The organism is Dyadobacter linearis, from assembly GCF_907165045.1.
GTDB lineage: Bacteria > Bacteroidota > Bacteroidia > Cytophagales > Spirosomataceae > Dyadobacter > Dyadobacter linearis.
Genome location: NZ_CAJRAU010000004.1, coordinates 155,964 through 172,609, shown reverse-complemented (window position 1 = coordinate 172,609; position 16,646 = coordinate 155,964). Strand labels below are relative to the sequence as shown.

The 16,646-nt window shown below is 46.9% G+C and carries 16 protein-coding genes and 1 tRNA gene; 11 read left to right on the top strand and 6 right to left on the bottom strand.

What is annotated here, in order from left to right:
* Positions 1-3: 3 nt before the first annotated feature.
* A complete protein-coding gene (locus tag KOD92_RS15295; protein WP_215234450.1) occupies positions 4-1,110 on the bottom strand; it encodes a lactonase family protein in 1,107 nt (368 codons plus the stop codon).
* 153 nt (positions 1,111-1,263) lie between these two features.
* On the opposite strand from KOD92_RS15295, the gene KOD92_RS15290 reads away from it, so the two are divergent.
* The 9 genes from KOD92_RS15290 to KOD92_RS15250 all read left to right on the top strand — a co-directional run bounded on the left by KOD92_RS15290 (position 1,264) and on the right by KOD92_RS15250 (position 10,201).
* Positions 1,264-3,492, top strand: a complete 2,229-nt coding sequence (locus KOD92_RS15290; protein WP_215234449.1) for a heavy metal translocating P-type ATPase — start codon at positions 1,264-1,266, stop codon at positions 3,490-3,492.
* Between the two features lie 133 nt (positions 3,493-3,625).
* Positions 3,626-3,835: a heavy-metal-associated domain-containing protein gene (locus KOD92_RS15285; RefSeq protein ID WP_215234448.1), complete on the top strand. Its 210-nt coding sequence runs from the start codon at positions 3,626-3,628 to the stop codon at positions 3,833-3,835.
* A gap of 73 nt (positions 3,836-3,908) precedes the next feature.
* On the top strand, positions 3,909-4,367 hold the full coding sequence (locus KOD92_RS15280) for a hypothetical protein (protein WP_215234447.1): 459 nt from the start codon (positions 3,909-3,911) through the stop codon (positions 4,365-4,367).
* 78 nt (positions 4,368-4,445) lie between these two features.
* Positions 4,446-6,668: a TonB-dependent receptor gene (locus tag KOD92_RS15275; RefSeq protein ID WP_215234446.1), complete on the top strand. Its 2,223-nt coding sequence runs from the start codon at positions 4,446-4,448 to the stop codon at positions 6,666-6,668.
* Between the two features lie 70 nt (positions 6,669-6,738).
* Positions 6,739-7,305, top strand: a complete 567-nt coding sequence (locus tag KOD92_RS15270; protein ID WP_215234445.1) for an AraC family transcriptional regulator — start codon at positions 6,739-6,741, stop codon at positions 7,303-7,305.
* Between the two features lie 47 nt (positions 7,306-7,352).
* Positions 7,353-7,601: a heavy metal-binding domain-containing protein gene (locus tag KOD92_RS15265; protein WP_229254689.1), complete on the top strand. Its 249-nt coding sequence runs from the start codon at positions 7,353-7,355 to the stop codon at positions 7,599-7,601.
* A 24-nt stretch (positions 7,602-7,625) separates the two neighbouring features.
* Entirely contained in the window at positions 7,626-7,970 is a 345-nt protein-coding gene (locus KOD92_RS15260) for a heavy-metal-associated domain-containing protein (protein WP_215234444.1), read from the top strand.
* A gap of 18 nt (positions 7,971-7,988) precedes the next feature.
* The gene (locus KOD92_RS15255; RefSeq protein ID WP_215234443.1) at positions 7,989-9,389 is read left to right on the top strand and encodes a hypothetical protein; all 1,401 of its coding nucleotides are present in this window, start codon (positions 7,989-7,991) and stop codon (positions 9,387-9,389) included.
* Between the two features lie 44 nt (positions 9,390-9,433).
* Positions 9,434-10,201: a class I SAM-dependent methyltransferase gene (locus KOD92_RS15250; protein ID WP_229254688.1), complete on the top strand. Its 768-nt coding sequence runs from the start codon at positions 9,434-9,436 to the stop codon at positions 10,199-10,201.
* Here the strand turns inward: KOD92_RS15250 and KOD92_RS15245 are convergent, their stop codons facing one another.
* The 5 genes from KOD92_RS15245 to KOD92_RS15225 all read right to left on the bottom strand — a co-directional run bounded on the left by KOD92_RS15245 (position 10,202) and on the right by KOD92_RS15225 (position 14,796).
* A complete protein-coding gene (locus tag KOD92_RS15245) occupies positions 10,202-10,636 on the bottom strand; it encodes a YeeE/YedE family protein (RefSeq protein WP_229254718.1) in 435 nt (144 codons plus the stop codon).
* 86 nt (positions 10,637-10,722) lie between these two features.
* A complete protein-coding gene (locus tag KOD92_RS15240) occupies positions 10,723-11,301 on the bottom strand; it encodes a YeeE/YedE family protein (RefSeq protein ID WP_215234441.1) in 579 nt (192 codons plus the stop codon).
* Positions 11,302-11,322: 21 nt separating this feature from the next.
* A complete protein-coding gene (locus tag KOD92_RS15235; protein WP_215234440.1) occupies positions 11,323-11,718 on the bottom strand; it encodes a type II toxin-antitoxin system VapC family toxin in 396 nt (131 codons plus the stop codon).
* A 239-nt stretch (positions 11,719-11,957) separates the two neighbouring features.
* Positions 11,958-13,349: an MBL fold metallo-hydrolase gene (locus tag KOD92_RS15230; protein WP_215234439.1), complete on the bottom strand. Its 1,392-nt coding sequence runs from the start codon at positions 13,347-13,349 to the stop codon at positions 11,958-11,960.
* A gap of 61 nt (positions 13,350-13,410) precedes the next feature.
* Positions 13,411-14,796 carry an MATE family efflux transporter gene (locus KOD92_RS15225; protein ID WP_215234438.1) on the bottom strand — a complete coding sequence of 462 codons (1,386 nt, stop codon included), beginning with the start codon at positions 14,794-14,796 and terminating at the stop codon, positions 13,411-13,413.
* Between the two features lie 330 nt (positions 14,797-15,126).
* Here KOD92_RS15225 and hflX point away from each other — a divergent pair, with 330 nt between their 5' ends.
* Both hflX and KOD92_RS15215 read left to right on the top strand, forming a co-directional pair.
* Positions 15,127-16,374, top strand: coding sequence for a GTPase HflX (gene hflX / locus KOD92_RS15220; RefSeq protein WP_215234437.1), 1,248 nt, complete (start codon positions 15,127-15,129; stop codon positions 16,372-16,374).
* Between the two features lie 179 nt (positions 16,375-16,553).
* Positions 16,554-16,625, top strand: a tRNA-Arg gene (locus KOD92_RS15215).
* Positions 16,626-16,646 lie beyond the last annotated feature (21 nt).

Sequence of the window (16,646 nt, the reverse complement as noted above, 5' to 3'; positions counted from 1 at the left end):
AATTTACAGAAAAGCCACACAGATCGGCGACTTCACGGCAATGCTTTCATGCTTGAATGTAAACTTGCCTGTCGCCTGATCAATATCGTAAACTACCAGATTATCAGTCGATTGGTTAGCGACAATCATGATCTTACCTGAGGGATCGATATTGAAATCCCTGGGTGTTGCGATTGATTTTGTCTGCTGATCGATCATTTCCAGATCCCCATCCGCCTTGATCGCAAATCCCGTAATCGAGTTATGCCCGCGGTTCGAAACGTAAACGAACTTTCCATTCGGGTGCAAATGAATAGCTGCGCTGGTATTAGCGCCTGAGAAATCGGTCGGGATAGTCGGATAAGTTTTACCAGCGGTAATCACTCCTTTTTTGTCAATTGTGCATGCAGTAAGTGACGCTTCCAGTTCATTCAAAAGGAAAAGTGATTTACCGGAAGGATGAATGATGAGGTGCCTTGGACCAGCGCCTGGCTTACCTGAGAAAAATGGCTGCGCAGGGTTTGGGATTAACTTATTAGCCTTACTGTCAACTACATAATTCATCACTTTGTCACTTCCCAGGTCGGTCACATATACGTACTTTCCGTCCGGACTTGCTGTGGCGAAATGCGCGTGTGCTTTTTCCTGACGCTTTTCATTGGGTCCGGTACCGGTATATTGTTCGGTATAACTGGGCGCGCCCAGTTTCCCATCAGCGGTTGCCGGATAGGCAGAAAAGCTGCCGCCCGTGTAGTTGGCCGCCAGTACCATTTTGCCCGAAGGATGCACCGCCACGTGACAAGGGTTCGCGCCTTCCGACGACTGACTGTTCAAATAAGTCAGCTTTTTGTCGCCTCCTATCGCGTAAGCATCGATCTTATTATTTCCGCCCGCGGCGTAGAGGAATTTCTTATTCGATGAAATAGCCACATACCCCGGCCCGACGGAGTTATTAAATGTGTCAATAACGGTAATCTGCCCCGTCGACAAATTGAGCTCACACAGCGTGATCGATGAATTAGCACCTTTATCCTGCGTACCAATATAAAAAGGGATCGTCTTGTCCTGAAATGAAACCAGCATCAGCGAAGCCGCAGCCAATAGGAACGGAAGGATCAGTTTTTTCATCATTGTGGATTTAAATGAATCGTCAATGCAGCCAAAAGCGAACACAAACCCTTTTTTAATGTGTTTGTGTTAATATAAAGTTGTAATGCACAGCCAAAATTGTGTAACCCTGCCGGGGCCGGGCGAAGTTACCTTTGTGAAAGAAATTACAAGGCGATGGAAACAACAACAGAACTACATAAAATAACGCTCCCGGTAACCGGCATGTCGTGCGCGGCTTGTGCGGTGAGCGTGGAAAGTATGCTGAAAAGCACAGCCGGGATTGAAAATGCGGGCGTGAATTATGCCAATCAATCGGTATCTGTGAGCTACGATCCCGGGGCTGTCACTTTGCAGCAAATGGACGAGGTATTGCAGGGAATAGGCTACGGGCTGATTATTGAAGACGATGAAGACGACGCGGTTGCCGAGCAGGAAAAAATCCAGCACGCCCATTACGCAGCTTTAAAAACAAAAACTATCTGGGCCGGGGTATTGACTGTTCCCGTGGTGATATTGGGTATGTTCTTCATGGAAATGCGGTTCGCGAATTACGTGATGCTTGCGCTCACGCTCCCGGTACTCTTCTTTTTCGGCCGCGACTTTTTTGTGAATGCATGGAAACAGGCCAGCCACCGGAAAGCGAATATGGACACGCTGGTGGCACTTAGTACAGGTGTAGCATTCCTTTTCAGCACTTTTAATACCTTTTATCCACAATTCTGGCACGAGCGGGGGCTGCATCCGCACGTTTATTTCGAGGCGGCTGCGGTGATCATCTTTTTTATTCTTTTGGGTAAATTGATGGAAGAAAGGGCTAAAACGAAAACTTCCGACGCACTGAAAAAGTTGATCGGACTGCAACCTAAAACCGTGCACGTGATCCGCAATGGTGCTGAGAGTGAGATCAATGTAAAGGAAGTACTGGCAGGAGACGAGATTATCATTCGCTCCGGCGAGAAAATTCCGGTCGATGGGAAGGTGCTTTCGGGAAGTTCGTTTGTAGATGAAAGTCTGATGACGGGCGAACCGCTCGCGGCCGAGAAAAGCGCGGGCAGCCAGGTATTTGCAGGTACGATCAACCAGAACGGCAGCTTTACATTCCGAGCTGAGAAAGTGGGCAAACAGACGGTATTGGCGCAGATTATTAAAACCGTACAGGAAGCGCAGGGAAGCAAGGCGCCGGTTCAAAAACTGGTAGACAAGATCGCCGGCATTTTTGTACCCGTCGTGATCGGAATCGCCATTTTAACATTGATCGTATGGATTTTTGCAGGCGGCGATAATGCATTGACACACGGAATAATGGCGGCGGTATCTGTGCTGGTGATAGCCTGTCCTTGCGCACTGGGTCTCGCGACGCCTACTGCGATGATGGTGGGTGTGGGAAAAGGTGCGGAGAATAATATCCTGATCCGTGATGCCGAAAGTCTGGAAAAGGCGTTTCGCGTGAATGCGATCGTTCTCGACAAAACGGGTACGCTAACCCAGGGCCGCCCCGCAGTTACGGACTGGATCTGGAAGGTTGAAAATACTGATCAGCAAAAGCATCTGGCCGCTGCAAGAGCGCTGGAATCCCGCTCCGAACACCCGCTGGCTGCCGCGATTGTGCAGTACATTAATGCGCCTTCCAATGTGAATGTTAGCCGATTTGCTTCTGTAACGGGCAGCGGGATACGTGGGGCGGTTGACAATGTGGAATATCTGATCGGTACCCTTAGTTTCCTGAAATCAGAAAATGTCGATGTAAGTGACGGGCTGGTTCGCGAGGTCAGAAATTTGTCCGAGCAGGCAAAAACGGTTATTGCAATTGCCGCAGACCAGCAGATCGTGGCGCTGGTCTCCATTGCCGACGCCCTTAAACCTACTTCCTCTGAGGCAGTTGCGCAACTCAAAAAACAGGGTATTGAAGTGTATATGCTCACCGGCGACAATCTGCAAACTGCTGCGGCTGTCGCAAAGCAAACGGGTATTGAATCGTACCGGGCCGAAGTGAAGCCAGCCGATAAAATGCAGTTCATCAGCGAATTGCAATCAAAAGGAAAAGTAGTGGCGATGGTCGGCGATGGTATCAACGATTCGCAGGCGCTGGCCCAGGCCGACGTTAGTATTGCGATGGGTAAAGGTTCGGACATTGCGATGGACGTGGCCAAAATGACGCTTATTACTTCGGATCTGATGATTTTACCAAAAGCATTAAAACTATCCCGAAAAACGGTCGCCACGATCCGTCAGAACCTATTCTGGGCATTCATTTACAATGTAATCGGCATTCCGATCGCTGCCGGAATTCTGTACCCGATCAACGGTTTCCTGCTCGATCCAATGCTCGCAGGCGGCGCGATGGCACTCAGCTCGGTATCCGTGGTGATGAATAGTTTGCGGTTGAAAAGTGCTCGTTTGTGAGATTTTTCAATTAAACACACAAAAACTCTGTAATGCGCCTGCATAATTCTGTAATAATTAGTGAAGCTGGATAAGCGATATTTGCAAAAGGAAATTTTAAATAAAACACTTGCAGCCTGGCTGCTACTGACAAATGGAAACACTCAAATTCAAGACAAATATTAAATGCGGAGGATGCATAGCAACTGTTACTCCGTTTCTAAATGGCGATGAAAACGTTGAAAAATGGACTGTCGACCTGGAAAATGCGGACAGGATCCTGACCGTGGAGACCACACAATCTGCCGAGGAAATTGAACAACTGATCAAAAAGGCTGGTTACTCTGCCCAGGAAATAGCCTGATAATTAATATATTTGAACAGGTTATGCTCAAATTAAATAACCTGCAACCGAAATAACGCGCTGAAAAGCAACTATGAAAAGCAAATTGCACCGATCGATCACCGCCCTGATGGCATTTCTGATACTGTTTAGCAGTACCGGATTTGCCTTGGTGGAGCATCAGTGCATGATGCGCGGGAAATCGGTGCAGTTATTGGCGACTAAGAACGCTGATTCAGAAAAGAAAGTAGGATCGTGCTGTGCGAAGAAAAAAGCACAAACTGAAAGCAAAGGTACATTCTTCAAAAAAACGGCTTGCTGCAAGGAAAGCCACACGTTTGAGAAGCTTGATATAGTAACCGCCGCTTCGCATTCCGCCGCCAAAGTGATCAAAGCGTGGCCGGCGGATATTGTCTGGTTCAACACTTCCTATTTATTCCTTCGGGCACAGTGGATACTTCCGTCCGCGCCCGATTTCTCCGACTTATCATCCTTCTCTTCCCGGCTTCACGGGAAAAGAATGCTCATTTTTATCCAGTCATTTCTGATCTGATACAATTGATAATGAACTAGTTGAATGCAAGTCAGTCGACTTGCTGGTTAATTTATTTATCAATTGAATCTATTTGAAATGAAAACCTTTTTGGCGGGACTACTCTGCCTGATTTCCATTTCCCTCTCTGCGCAACGCATTACCGGCTCGGTCAACGAGCAGGTGGCCAATTCCACGAAGCTGAGCCCCATTTCCGGCGCGAATGTATATTGGGCGGGAACCACACAGGCTACTGTCACTGATACGGCCGGACTTTTTAGCATTCCGCGATTAGCGCAATCCAACTTACTCGTAATCAGCTTTGTTGGTTTTAGAAATGATACCGTAAAAGTGGGAGCTGACAGTGAATTACAGGTCGTGTTACGAAGTGATCAGACACTCGACGAGGTTACCGTGCGCAGCGGCTCGGGCAGTATCGACAGACTTTCGCCGCATCAAACTGAAATAATCACAACCCGCGCGCTCGCCAAAGCGGCTTGCTGTAACCTCTCCGAAAGTTTCGAAACCAATGCATCCGTGTCCGTTTCATATAGCGACGCGGTGACCGGCTCGAAGCAGATCCAGATGCTGGGACTGAGCGGTACCTATATTCAGACCAATGTTGAGAATATTCCTTCTTTGCGTGGCTTAGGCTCCACTTTTGGTCTCAATTTTATTCCCGGAACCTGGATCCAGTCTATTGATATCGGCAAAGGCGCGGGTTCTGTGGTGAATGGTTATGAATCCATGACGGGGCAGATTAATGTGGAGTTGCAGAAACCTGACACGCAGGAAAAGCTTTATCTCAATACCTATATTAACAATTTTGGCCGTGCCGAGCTAAACCTGAACCTGGCGCATCAAATCAATAAAAAATGGAGCACCGGCTTACTGACCCACGGAAGTACATTGCAAAACAGGATCGACAAGAACGGTGACAACTTCCTGGACCTGCCGCTTTATAGTCAGGTGAATGCGGTGAACCGCTGGAAGTTCCAAGATGAAAAATGGATGGCGCAATTTGGTGTAAAAGCCTTGGTGGAAGACAGAATGGGCGGGCAGAAGGATTTTGAGCGGGAAATGCGGGGTAGCGATCAGACTTATGGTTTTGGAGCAAAAATCAATCGTTACGAGTTTTTTTCCAAGATAGCGCGCCTTTTTCCTGAGCAACCTTACAAAGGTCTGGGCCTGATCGTGAATGCGGCGGTTCATGATTCCAAGTCTTATTTTGGAGTAAATAACTATGACGGAAAGCAAAAAACGTTTTACGCAAATCTGATCTATCAATCAATCATTGGCAATACAAATCATTCCTATAAAACCGGGCTGAGCTATTTGCTTGATAGTTATAACGAGCGTTATCGCAACCTTACTTTGGCCAGAAATGAGTCGGTACCCGGTGCTTTTTTTGAATATACCTACAATCACCTCGATAAGTTTGTATTTGTAGCCGGCGGCCGCGCCGATTTCCATAATCTCTACGGCACGCAATGGACGCCGCGGGTGCATTTGAAATATAGCCTCACTGATCAAACTACGCTGCGGGCTTCCGCAGGAAAAGGTTTCCGCGTTTCTAATCCGCTCGCTGAATATTATGGTAACCTTGTAAGTGCGCGGGATGTGGTTTTCAGGGAAAATATCCGGCCGGAAAAAACGTGGAATTACGGCGCTAGTGTCACGCAGGAGTTTACATTGGGCAATATGAATGGAAGTCTGATCGTGGATTTTTACAGGACTGACTTTGAAAACCAGCTCGTTGCAGACTTTGAGGATCCGCGATACATCCGTTTTTACAATCTCGAAGGAAAAGCTTTCGCGAACAGTTTTCAGGCGGAGGTGAATGTGGTACCTGTCAAGCGATTTGAGCTGAAACTGGCTTACCGGTTATTTGATGTAAAACAAACGGTGCGCGACATTTACGACCAAAATGTACTGCTGCCGAAAATGATGGTGAGCCGCGACCGTGTGCTATTTAATGCGGGTTATGCATTGCCTTACGATAAATGGAAGTTCGATTTTACGGTTCAATGGAATGGAAAAAAGCGGCTACCGTACATGGGAAGCCTACCTGACCACCACATTCCCGGTAACCTGAATTCAACAATGGCGCCGTCATTTTATAACCTGAATGCGCAGATTACTCGGACTTTTCCGAAATGGGATATTTATCTGGGCGGAGAAAATTTAGCGAATTTCAGGCAGAAAAACCCTATTATGGGCGCAGATCAGCCTTTTGGACAACAATTTGACGCAGGAATGGCGTGGGGACCGGTAGTAGGACGAATGATTTACGCGGGACTGCGTTATAAGATTGTACGTTAGAAGGGAGGAAGGAGGAAGGGAGGAAGGAGGAAGGGAGGAAAAGATGTTCTTATTGTAAATTGGCTTTGATATGAAGTTGTATATTAAAAATATGGTGTGTGACCGGTGTAAGCGGGTTGTTCGGGAGGAGCTGATGGGGCTTGGGCTTGAACTGACTTCGGTCGGGCTTGGGGAAGTTGAGACTGGCGGGGATATTGATTCGGAGAAATTGAAGGAGGTAAAATCAGTATTGGAAGCCAACGGTTTTGAACTTTTGGATGATCGCAAACTGGCGCTGGTGGAGCATATCAAGACTCTGATCATTGAAGAAATTCAAAATCTGAAAGGTCAGAAACCGGCGCAGATGAATTTTTCGGATTTTCTGTCGGAGAAGATCGGTTATGAATATTCCTATCTCAGCACATTGTTTTCTTCTGAAACCGGGCAGACCATTGAACATTATATTATCGCTCAAAAGGTTGAAAAACTGAAAGAATGGCTGTCTTATAACGAACTGACATTAAGCGAAATGGCGTGGCGGCTTTCTTACAGCAGTACCGCGCATTTGAGTAATCAATTCAAAAAAGTAACCGGAATGACGCCGGGAGAATATAAGAAAAGTGCGATGACGCGCAAAACGCTGGATCAAATCGCGTGACATTTGAGATAATTTGGTGTAAGTATTTAATTGATAAAACCTTCAATATGATGACAAAAGCACTTTTAGCCGCAAGCCTTTTTCTAATCCTCGGCTGTTCCGCAAACTCTGAAAAAAAAGAGGAAGCAAAGGAACAAACTACGGAAATCAAACCAGCTGACTTTGCGATTTATAGCTGTCCGATGAAATGTGAGGGGGATAAAACCTACCCGGAAGCTGGTAAGTGTCCGGTTTGTAAAATGGAAATGCAGGGAATGGCGTTTTATGGCGTCGATTCTATTAAACACCAGCATTAAGTATCAATAAAACGACTGAAATTTATGAAAACGACGATTTTTTCACTCATAATAATCCTTTTTTTAGGGTTAAATACAGCATTTACTTCTGATAAAGACAAGGAGGTAAAAATCAAAACTTCGGCGATTTGCGAAATGTGTAAAGCCCGCCTTGAACGTAATCTCGGACTTTCGAAAGGTGTTAAAGAATCTAGTTTGAACCTTGATAATAAAGTAATTACGGTCAAATACAATCCGGATAAAACCACGCCGGAGGCTATTAAAGCGACGATAATCAATACCGGCTACGACGCCGATACGCAATTGGCAAACCAGAAAGCGCACGATAAGCTGCCAAGTTGTTGCCGGAAAACTGCCGCGCCGCATTAAACCTTAAAACACTTCATTATGAAATTCAACAGACTAAGCAACCTGGCCATTCTTGGCCTGGGAATGATCTCTGCGCCCGTTTTTGCGCAGCACGAACACCATCAGCAGCCCGCCAAAGACACTGTAAATCATGAAATGCACGAAAAGAAGGCAGATCATGAAACAATGGACCATAGCAAAATGGACCATAGCGGCATGCAGCATCAAATGACCCACAGCTTTTCACTCAGTCTGCCGATGACGCGAAATGGATCGGGTACCGGCTGGCAGCCCGATGCGACGCCGATGTATGCGTATATGAAACACGGCGATAAGTGGAATTACATGCTGCACGGAAGCATTTTTCTCAGATATACCTCTCAGAATTTTAATAATAAAAATAAAAAGGGAAACGACGCAAAATTCAGTGCGCCAAACTGGGTAATGGGAATGGCACAGCGGCAGATTGGGAAAAACGGTCTTCTGAACCTGCGGGCGATGGTTTCGGTGGACAGGCTTTTCGACGGCGGCGCAGGTTACCCGCTCCTTTTTCAATCGGGCGAAAGCTGGAAAAATGTGCCGCTCGTAGATCGGCAACACCCGCACGACCTGATTTCCGAACTTTCGGTGGGTTACACGCAGCGGATCAATGAAAAAATGGACTTAACCATTTACGCAGGTTACCCAGGAGAGCCGGCACTCGGCCCGACTGCATTTATGCATAGAATGTCTGCATTCAACAACCCTGACGCGGTTTTGGGCCACCACTGGCAGGACGCAACGCATATTACTTTTGGTGTGGTGACGGCGGGCGTGCGTTACTTGTGGTTCAAGCTGGAAGGGTCGTCATTCACAGGCCGCGAGCCCGATGAAAACCGTTTCGATTTCGACAAGCCGCGTTTCGATTCTTACAGTTACCGGCTGCTTTTTAATCCTACGAAAAACTTCGCTTTTCAGGTTAGCCGGGCATTTATCGAAAGTCCTGAGCCGCTGCATGCGCACGATGATGTGACGCGCACAACCGCCTCACTGCAACATAGCGCCAGTCTTGGAGGCGAAAACAAATGGATATCTTCGACGCTGCTTTGGGGACAGAATTCGGGTAGCCACAGCGGCAATTCGTATCTGGCTGAAACGAACCTGCAACTCAACAAATGGGCAGTTTACGGCCGGTTTGAAAACGTGGAAAAGAGCTTTAATGACCTTCTGGAAGTGGGAAGCGATATTCCGGAATACTTGTCGAATGCGTCTATTTCGGCATTTACGCTGGGCATTAACAGGCAGCTTTTCTCTTTTTCTAATACGCTGGTTCAGGCTGGCGGACAGATCAGTTACCACAATGTAAATGACAACAATGCGCTTTTTAGCAATGCTTATGGTAAAAATCCGATGTCCGGACAGGTTTATCTGCGACTTACGCCGGGTTTGATGAAAATGTAGGATTATCATTCGCAACTGCATTTCCGGGCTGCATTTTATTAGTTTTGCCAAAATTCAAAAACATCGAAGTGGCCTGGTATCACAGTTATTTTAAAGGTTTGCCCCAAGTCGCCTGGAAACTTCACCAGGACGAAGAATATACAGATTTCGAAGTTGACTTCCTGCGGGATGTACTTGAACTGAAAAAAGGTAACCAGGTACTTGATATCCTGTCGGGCTACGGTCGGCACGCGCTGCCACTGGCGGAGGCGGGATGCAAAATGACGTGCATTGATATTTCAGCAGAGTATTGCGACGAGCTTTCAAATGCGAAAACCAAGCGAAAATTGCCTGTTGAGGTATTGTGCGGCGATGTGCTGGAAACTGATTTTGGGCAGGGTAAATTTGACGCGGCTTATTGTTTGGGCAATAGCCTGAGCTTCTTCCCGCGCGCAGATATGCTCCGGTTTTTTACCAAAATTGCTGGTAGTGTCAAACCTGGCGGCCACGTTGCTTTGCATACCGAGAACCTTGCTGAGAGCATTTTGCCTAATTTCCAGGCTCGAAACTGGATGCCAGTAGGCGATGACATTTACTATCTTGCAGAAAATGAATACCGGCCCGAAGAAGGTTGCATTGAAGCCCAGCAAACTTTTATTTCGGGCAGCGAAAAAGTGACGCATACCGTTTATCAGTACATTTATACACTTGCTGAAATATCGGCAATGCTGGAATCAGTTGGTTTGAAAGTGGTAGGTACTTTTGGAAATCTGGAAGCCGATCCATTTGTGTTGGGCGACGAGCAGCTGTATCTGGTGGCTGTGCGTAAATAATCAATGCGGCAGCCTGGGGCGGAGGAGACCGTAAGTCCAGGTACCTGCGATTGCGCTGAGTAATGTGACGATAACAGCGAGATAACCGCTGCCGATCTGTGCAAATAGCGGCCCGGGACAAGCTCCGGTGATTGCCCAGCCGATCCCGAATAGTAAGCCTCCGTAAACCTGGCCTTTCTGAAAAATCTTGTCTTTGATATAAACCGTTTCGCCTGACATGGTTTTGATATTGAATTTTTTGATCAGCAAAACGGATATCAAACCTACGACCACCGCCGAGCCGATGACGCCGTACATGTGAAATGAATCGAGCCGGAACATTTCCTGAATGCGAAACCAGGAGATAATTTCAGCCTTCACAAATACGATCCCAAATAACGCTCCCACGATCAGGTATTTTAGATTGCTGCCAAAAGATTCGGGCGACTGCTGCATGTTGGTGCCTTCTGGTTCCTCTACCAAAGAAATATCCTGCCCGGCGCGGTTTTCCTTTAATGCTTTGTTTTGATTTTCCATGTCGGTTATCTGACTAATTGTAACAGGAAAGGCAATATAAGATGGGTACAAAGAAAGCCGCCCGCCATGAAACTGACCGTCGCTACGAGCGAAGGCCACTGTAAGTTCGACAGCCCCATGATCGCGTGACCCGACGTGCAGCCTCCTGCATATCTTGTCCCGAAACCGACGAGAAATCCGCCAAATACGAGGAATATCAATCCTTTAAGCGAGAAAATCTGAGCTGTACCAAATATTTCCGCAGGCATCAATCCTGAGAAATCTGTGATTCCAAAGGAAGCTAGCGTAGTTTGCGTATGTTCCGAAACGACTATCTGATCTGGATTTCCGAGCAGATAAGTGCCTAAAAAACCTCCCAATGCAATTCCAGCTACAAAAAACAGGTTCCACGATTCCTTGCGCCAGTTGTATTTGAAAAAGGAAATATTGGCAGGAATCACCGCCGCGCAAATGTGGCGCAGGGAAGAAGATATCCCGAAAGACTTATTCCCAAAAAGCAGCAAAATCGGCACCGTCAACCCAATCAAAGGCCCTGCCACATACCACGGCCAAGGCTGGCGCAATGTTTCCAGTAGTTCGTTCATATTGTTTGCGTATGATTCTTTTTAGAGGCCGGGGTTGGAATTGATATTTTTTGGATTGATCACCTTCAAATTCGGGATATTAACAAAGTCCTTTTCATTATCGGTGATCAGAGTCAGGTTATTAGCAATTGCAGTGGCGGCAATAATGGCATCGGGCGTTTTGACTTTCCGCTCTCTGCGAATTTTAACACAAATTTTAACGACGTCAGGTGTAATTGCCAAAACCTGAGAATCATTGACAAAATCCTCAACCAGCCTACCAGAGGCAGTTTTCCAGGAAAGCAATTCGATCTGCGTGATCACAGAAATAATTGGAATCTGGTTAATTACACCATCTAAGAATACCATTCCGTCATCAGGAAGAAGTCCTGACAGATAATGCGAAACTGCATTTGAATCAATCAGATACTGCTCCATTCATTTCGGATTTGAGAGATATGCCTGCTCAGATCTTGCCCCTCTTCCCTACTCAACGTGCCCCTGTATTTCGACGATAAGCTGGACGCAACTTTTTCCTCATGTTGGTGTATCCGAATTACGCTCATTGCTTCCAGATCCAAGAGCAGTTGTAATGCTTTTTCATGTGTGAGCTCAACAAGCAGCTTTTCCATAGTTCCTGTTTTTATTTTCCTAATTTACAAACATTCACCTACATTCTAAACCCCTTCCAAAACGGGCACCTTCGTTTTCGAAACTGCTCCGAAACCGCCTTCTATGTTGATAACCCTTTCGATTCCTCTTGATTTCAGGATCGATGCGGCGACCATGGAACGGTAGCCGCCGGCACAGTGAATATATAAATTTTTGTCTTTTGGAAATTCTTCCATCAGGTCGTTGATATAGTCGAGCGGCAGGTTTTTTGCTCCTTCAATGTGCCCGGAGGCAAATTCATCAGGTTTCCGCACGTCAATAATTTCCAGCTCGCCTTTTTCAAAATCAGCCTCAAACTCGTTTGCGGAAATTGATTTGATGGAATCCACTTCCTTCCCGGATGCTTCCCAGGTTTGGAAACCGCCATTCAAATAGCCAATTGTATGATCGTAACCAACCCTGGCCAGCCTGGTAATCACTTCTTCTTCCTTGCCTGGCTCGGTGATAATCAGTAAAGTCTGCTTCAAATCCGGCACCAGCGCTCCTACCCAGGGAGCGAAATTTCCGTCAATACCTATATTGATCGAATTTGGAATAAAACCTTTCGCAAAATCGGTCGCTTTTCTGGTATCGATGATCAGCGCGCCAGTATTGTTGGCTTTTGCTTCAAATGCTTCGGCAGACAAAGCCTGGTCGCCGCGTTCGAGCACATCGTCGATACTCTCGTAACCGTCACGGTTCATTTTCACATTTTTGGGAAAATATTGCGGCGGCTCGGTCAGGCCGGCAGTTACTTCCTTGACAAATTCTTCCTTCGTCATATCCGCCCGTAATGCGTAATTGAAGCGTTTTTGATTACCGAGCGTGTCGGACGTTTCCTTACTCATGTGTTTTCCACAAGCCGATCCCGCGCCGTGAGCCGGGTAAACGATCACATCGTCGGGCAGCGGCATTACTTTGTTCCGCAGACTATCGAAAAGCATTCCGGCAAGATCATCCATCGTCAGTTCTCCTTTTTGCGCCAGATCCGGCCGGCCCACATCGCCGATGAAAAGGGTGTCCCCGCTGAACAATGCGACAGGTTTACGGTTTTTATCCAAAAGCAGATAACAAGCCGATTCCAGCGTGTGGCCAGGCGTATGCAATACCTGAATCGTGATTTCTCCCAGCTGAAATTCTTCTCCGTCACTCGCAATATGCGCTTTAAAGCCCGTTTTTGCGCCCGGTCCGTAGATAATGGGAGCGCCCGTTTTTTCAGAAAGATCCAAATGACCGGAAACGAAATCCGCATGAAAATGCGTCTCAAATACATACTTGATCGTCGCGCCTGTTAGCGCGGCCTTGCGAATATAAGGTTCTACTTCGCGGAGCGGGTCTATGACCGCGGCCTCGCCATTTGAAACAATAAAATAAGCACCCTGAGCAAGGCAACCGGTATATATCTGTTCTATTTTCATGCGGAAAGTAATTCGTTTTTTACTGTTTGTTTAACCAAAGGAACTGCGCGTTTGGTTCGCTTTATACCTTCACAACCTTCCACCCGCCCATTCTGAAACGCCAGATGCCGAGCAAAGCAAGTACCGATTCGGCGATTGGTACCGATGCAAAAACGCCTATTGGCCCCATATCCAGGATAACGGCCAGCACATACGCAACCGGTATTTCGATCGCCCAGAAGCAGATCAGGTTGAGCACAGTCGGCGTTTTGGTATCCCCGGCACCGTTCAGCGATTGGATCACGACCATTCCGTAGGCATAAAATCCATAACCGAGGCACAGTACGCGTAGTGCCGTTTTTCCGGTTTCGACCACTTTTGCATTTGTACTGAAAAAACTTACGATCATTTCTGCGCCGGCAAACATGAATACCGAAAGTCCGAGCAAGAAGACCAGATTGTAAAACGCGCATTTCCAGACCGAAGCCTCGGCACGATCAGGCTTTTGCGCTCCCAGATTTTGGCCCACTAATGTAGCTGCTGCATTCGCCAGCCCCCAGGCCGGCAGCAATGTGAACATAATTACGCGGATAGAAATAGTGTACCCAGCCACCACGTCGCTTCCAAATTCGGACAGAATACGCGTCAGGAAGATCCAGCTGGCCGAGCCGATCAGAAACTGCACGGTGCCGCCGGTCGCTACTTTGACGATCGTGGCAATCATTTCCTTATTCGGAGCCAGATCCGCCCAGGTGAGTGACAGCATTTTGTTCACTTTGGTCAAAGAAAAAAGCTGGTAAGCGACACCTATCGAGCGGCCGGTTGCAGTTGCGATTGCCGCGCCTGTAACGCCCAGCTCAGGAAAAGGCCCGACGCCGAATATCAATATCGGTCCCAGGATCATATTGAAAACATTCGCGACGATCAGCGATCGCATTGCCGTGGCAGCAGATCCGGCCCCTCTCAATGCGCCACTCAACGAATAGAGCAACACCACTACCGGGCTACTCAGAAACTGTATACGCGCAAAATTGGTACCCGTCGCAATTACCTTTTCGTCAGCGCCCATCGCACGCAGGATATCACCCGCAAACCACGTTCCGACTACTGCGATCACGAGCGAAATGGATACAGAAATGAGGATAACCTGACCAATAGCACGTTTGGCCTGCGCAGGATTTCCTTCTCCGATACGGCGCGAAATAGTGGCCGTAGCGGCAGTACTTAACCCTATCGCAACCGAATAGACGAGTGTAATCACAGATTCAGTGAGGCCGACGGTCGCGACAGCCTCAGTACTGACTTTTGAAACGAAAAAAATATCAACAACGGCAAAAAGCGACTCCATGACCATTTCCAGGATCATGGGCACAGATAATAGAAAAATGGCGCGGTTGATGCTCCCCTCGGTAAAACTTTCTTCGGAGCCACGAATAGCCTGACGAAGTAGTTGAAACCACTTTTTCATTTTTGTAAAAATTGAAATGTATAAAATGAAGAATGCGACCCGTGCGGATCACAAAAATAAAACTGGAAAAATGACCGGAAGGTCGGTGGACTAAGCTTGTAGTCCGAGGTTGAAGAGCAGCATCGGCTTTTGGGATTTGCGCAAATATACAAAAGTGTTTTTCGCAAAATCAAACAAAATGAAAGCCGTTCAGTCAATTAATGTTACTCAGGCATAAAGTTTTATGAACTTTTGAAGCCGACTTGCCGTTGAAAATCTACCTTCTCCGCATACAGACGCTGCAAGTTGCTACATTGCAGACACAATTATTAAGAAACAAAAAAGCATTACATGATCGATAAAAATAAATTATACTCCACTGCAGTTCAGCCCGAAAAGGCTGTTTTAGTGGCGGTTAGTACCCAAAAACAATCGGCTGACAAAACAAAGGAATACCTGGAAGAGCTTGCATTTCTGGCAACGACCCTGGGAATAGAAACGATTGCACAATTTACCCAAAACCTGGAACGTCCGGATATCCGCACCTATACAGGGAAAGGGAAACTGGAAGAAATACATACGTTTATCAAGGCGACTCCCGTGGATATGGTCATTTATGATGATGATCTTACGCCGTCACAGGTTCGAAATTTGGAAGCCGAATTCACTGATATCAAGGTGATTGACAGAAGCCTACTGATCCTGTCGATCTTCGCAATGCGTGCTCAGACTGCACAATCGAAGTTGCAGGTGGAGCTCGCGCAATATCAATATATGTACCCGAGGCTAACCCGTTTGTGGACGCACTTAAGCCGCCAGTCAGGTGCTGGTGTAGGTATGCGCGGACCTGGTGAAACGGAATTGGAAACGGATAGAAGGATTGTAAAAGACCGGATCGCATTCCTGAAAGAGAAGCTGGAAAAAGTGGATCGCCAAAGTGTAACACGCAGAAAAGAGCGCGACAGATTGGTGCGTGTAGCGATCGTGGGCTATACGAATGTTGGAAAATCTACTTTAATGCGCGGCTTGTCGAAAGCAGATGTATTTGCAGAAAACAAACTTTTTGCGACCGTTGATTCGACCGTCCGGAAGGTGAATATGGAGAACATTCCATTCCTTTTAACTGATACTGTTGGGTTTATCAGGAAGCTGCCTACTACGCTGATCGAGTCGTTTAAATCGACGCTGGATGAGGTGAGGGAAGCTGATATTCTGATGCACGTAGTTGATATTTCACACCCTTCTTTTGAGGAACATCTGGATGTTGTGAACAAAACGCTGGAAGAAATCGGCGCTGCGAATAAGCCAGTTATCCTGGTTTTCAACAAGATAGACCTTTATAAACCTTTGTCTCATGCAGATGGAGAGGAAGAGGAGGAGACGCAGGACGGCATCATGCTACAAGAAACGCCACTTGAACAACTCAAGAAAAGCTACATTGCCGACAAAGCTGAACACGTCGTATTTATTTCTGCCGAAAAGAAGGAGAATATTGAGGAATTGAGGAATACATTGTTCGCTCTTGTCAAGGAAAGACATTTTTCCATTTATCCGAACTGGCTGGATCTGGGCTACACTGCGATTCAAACAGAGGAATAATCTTTGAATTCAAACGATTTTTTCCGAGTTTTGCAGCCCAAATTGACTGCGTAGTTCAACGGATAGAGCGCGCGGCGCCCGATAAGAGTTGTCGGATGCGACCCCAGCCTAAACTCTAGATATGGGCCGGGGTTGCGAACAACTCGATTCCCTTCGCGGTCACAATTGGAAAAGTAAGAGACTGCGTAGTTCAACGGATAGAATAGGAGTTTCCTAAACTCTAGATATGGGTTCGATTCCCGTCGCGGTCACGAAAGCAAGGTTTGAGCCTG

Excerpts from the sequence above, each read along its gene's own strand:
- KOD92_RS15260 (WP_215234444.1), top strand. The coding sequence starts at position 7,626 with ATGAAAACGACGATTTTTTCACTCATAATAATCCTTTTTTTAGGGTTA.
- KOD92_RS15225 (WP_215234438.1), bottom strand. The coding sequence starts at position 14,796 with ATGAAAAAGTGGTTTCAACTACTTCGTCAGGCTATTCGTGGCTCCGAA.
- KOD92_RS15285 (WP_215234448.1), top strand. The coding sequence starts at position 3,626 with ATGGAAACACTCAAATTCAAGACAAATATTAAATGCGGAGGATGCATA.
- KOD92_RS15240 (WP_215234441.1), bottom strand. The coding sequence starts at position 11,301 with ATGAACGAACTACTGGAAACATTGCGCCAGCCTTGGCCGTGGTATGTG.
- KOD92_RS15275 (WP_215234446.1), top strand. The coding sequence starts at position 4,446 with ATGAAAACCTTTTTGGCGGGACTACTCTGCCTGATTTCCATTTCCCTC.
- KOD92_RS15290 (WP_215234449.1), top strand. The coding sequence starts at position 1,264 with ATGGAAACAACAACAGAACTACATAAAATAACGCTCCCGGTAACCGGC.
- KOD92_RS15245 (WP_229254718.1), bottom strand. The coding sequence starts at position 10,636 with ATGCAGCAGTCGCCCGAATCTTTTGGCAGCAATCTAAAATACCTGATC.
- KOD92_RS15235 (WP_215234440.1), bottom strand. The coding sequence starts at position 11,718 with ATGGAGCAGTATCTGATTGATTCAAATGCAGTTTCGCATTATCTGTCA.
- KOD92_RS15295 (WP_215234450.1), bottom strand. The coding sequence starts at position 1,110 with ATGATGAAAAAACTGATCCTTCCGTTCCTATTGGCTGCGGCTTCGCTG.
- hflX (WP_215234437.1), top strand. The coding sequence starts at position 15,127 with ATGATCGATAAAAATAAATTATACTCCACTGCAGTTCAGCCCGAAAAG.
- KOD92_RS15255 (WP_215234443.1), top strand. The coding sequence starts at position 7,989 with ATGAAATTCAACAGACTAAGCAACCTGGCCATTCTTGGCCTGGGAATG.
- KOD92_RS15270 (WP_215234445.1), top strand. The coding sequence starts at position 6,739 with ATGAAGTTGTATATTAAAAATATGGTGTGTGACCGGTGTAAGCGGGTT.
- KOD92_RS15280 (WP_215234447.1), top strand. The coding sequence starts at position 3,909 with ATGAAAAGCAAATTGCACCGATCGATCACCGCCCTGATGGCATTTCTG.
- KOD92_RS15265 (WP_229254689.1), top strand. The coding sequence starts at position 7,353 with ATGATGACAAAAGCACTTTTAGCCGCAAGCCTTTTTCTAATCCTCGGC.
- KOD92_RS15230 (WP_215234439.1), bottom strand. The coding sequence starts at position 13,349 with ATGAAAATAGAACAGATATATACCGGTTGCCTTGCTCAGGGTGCTTAT.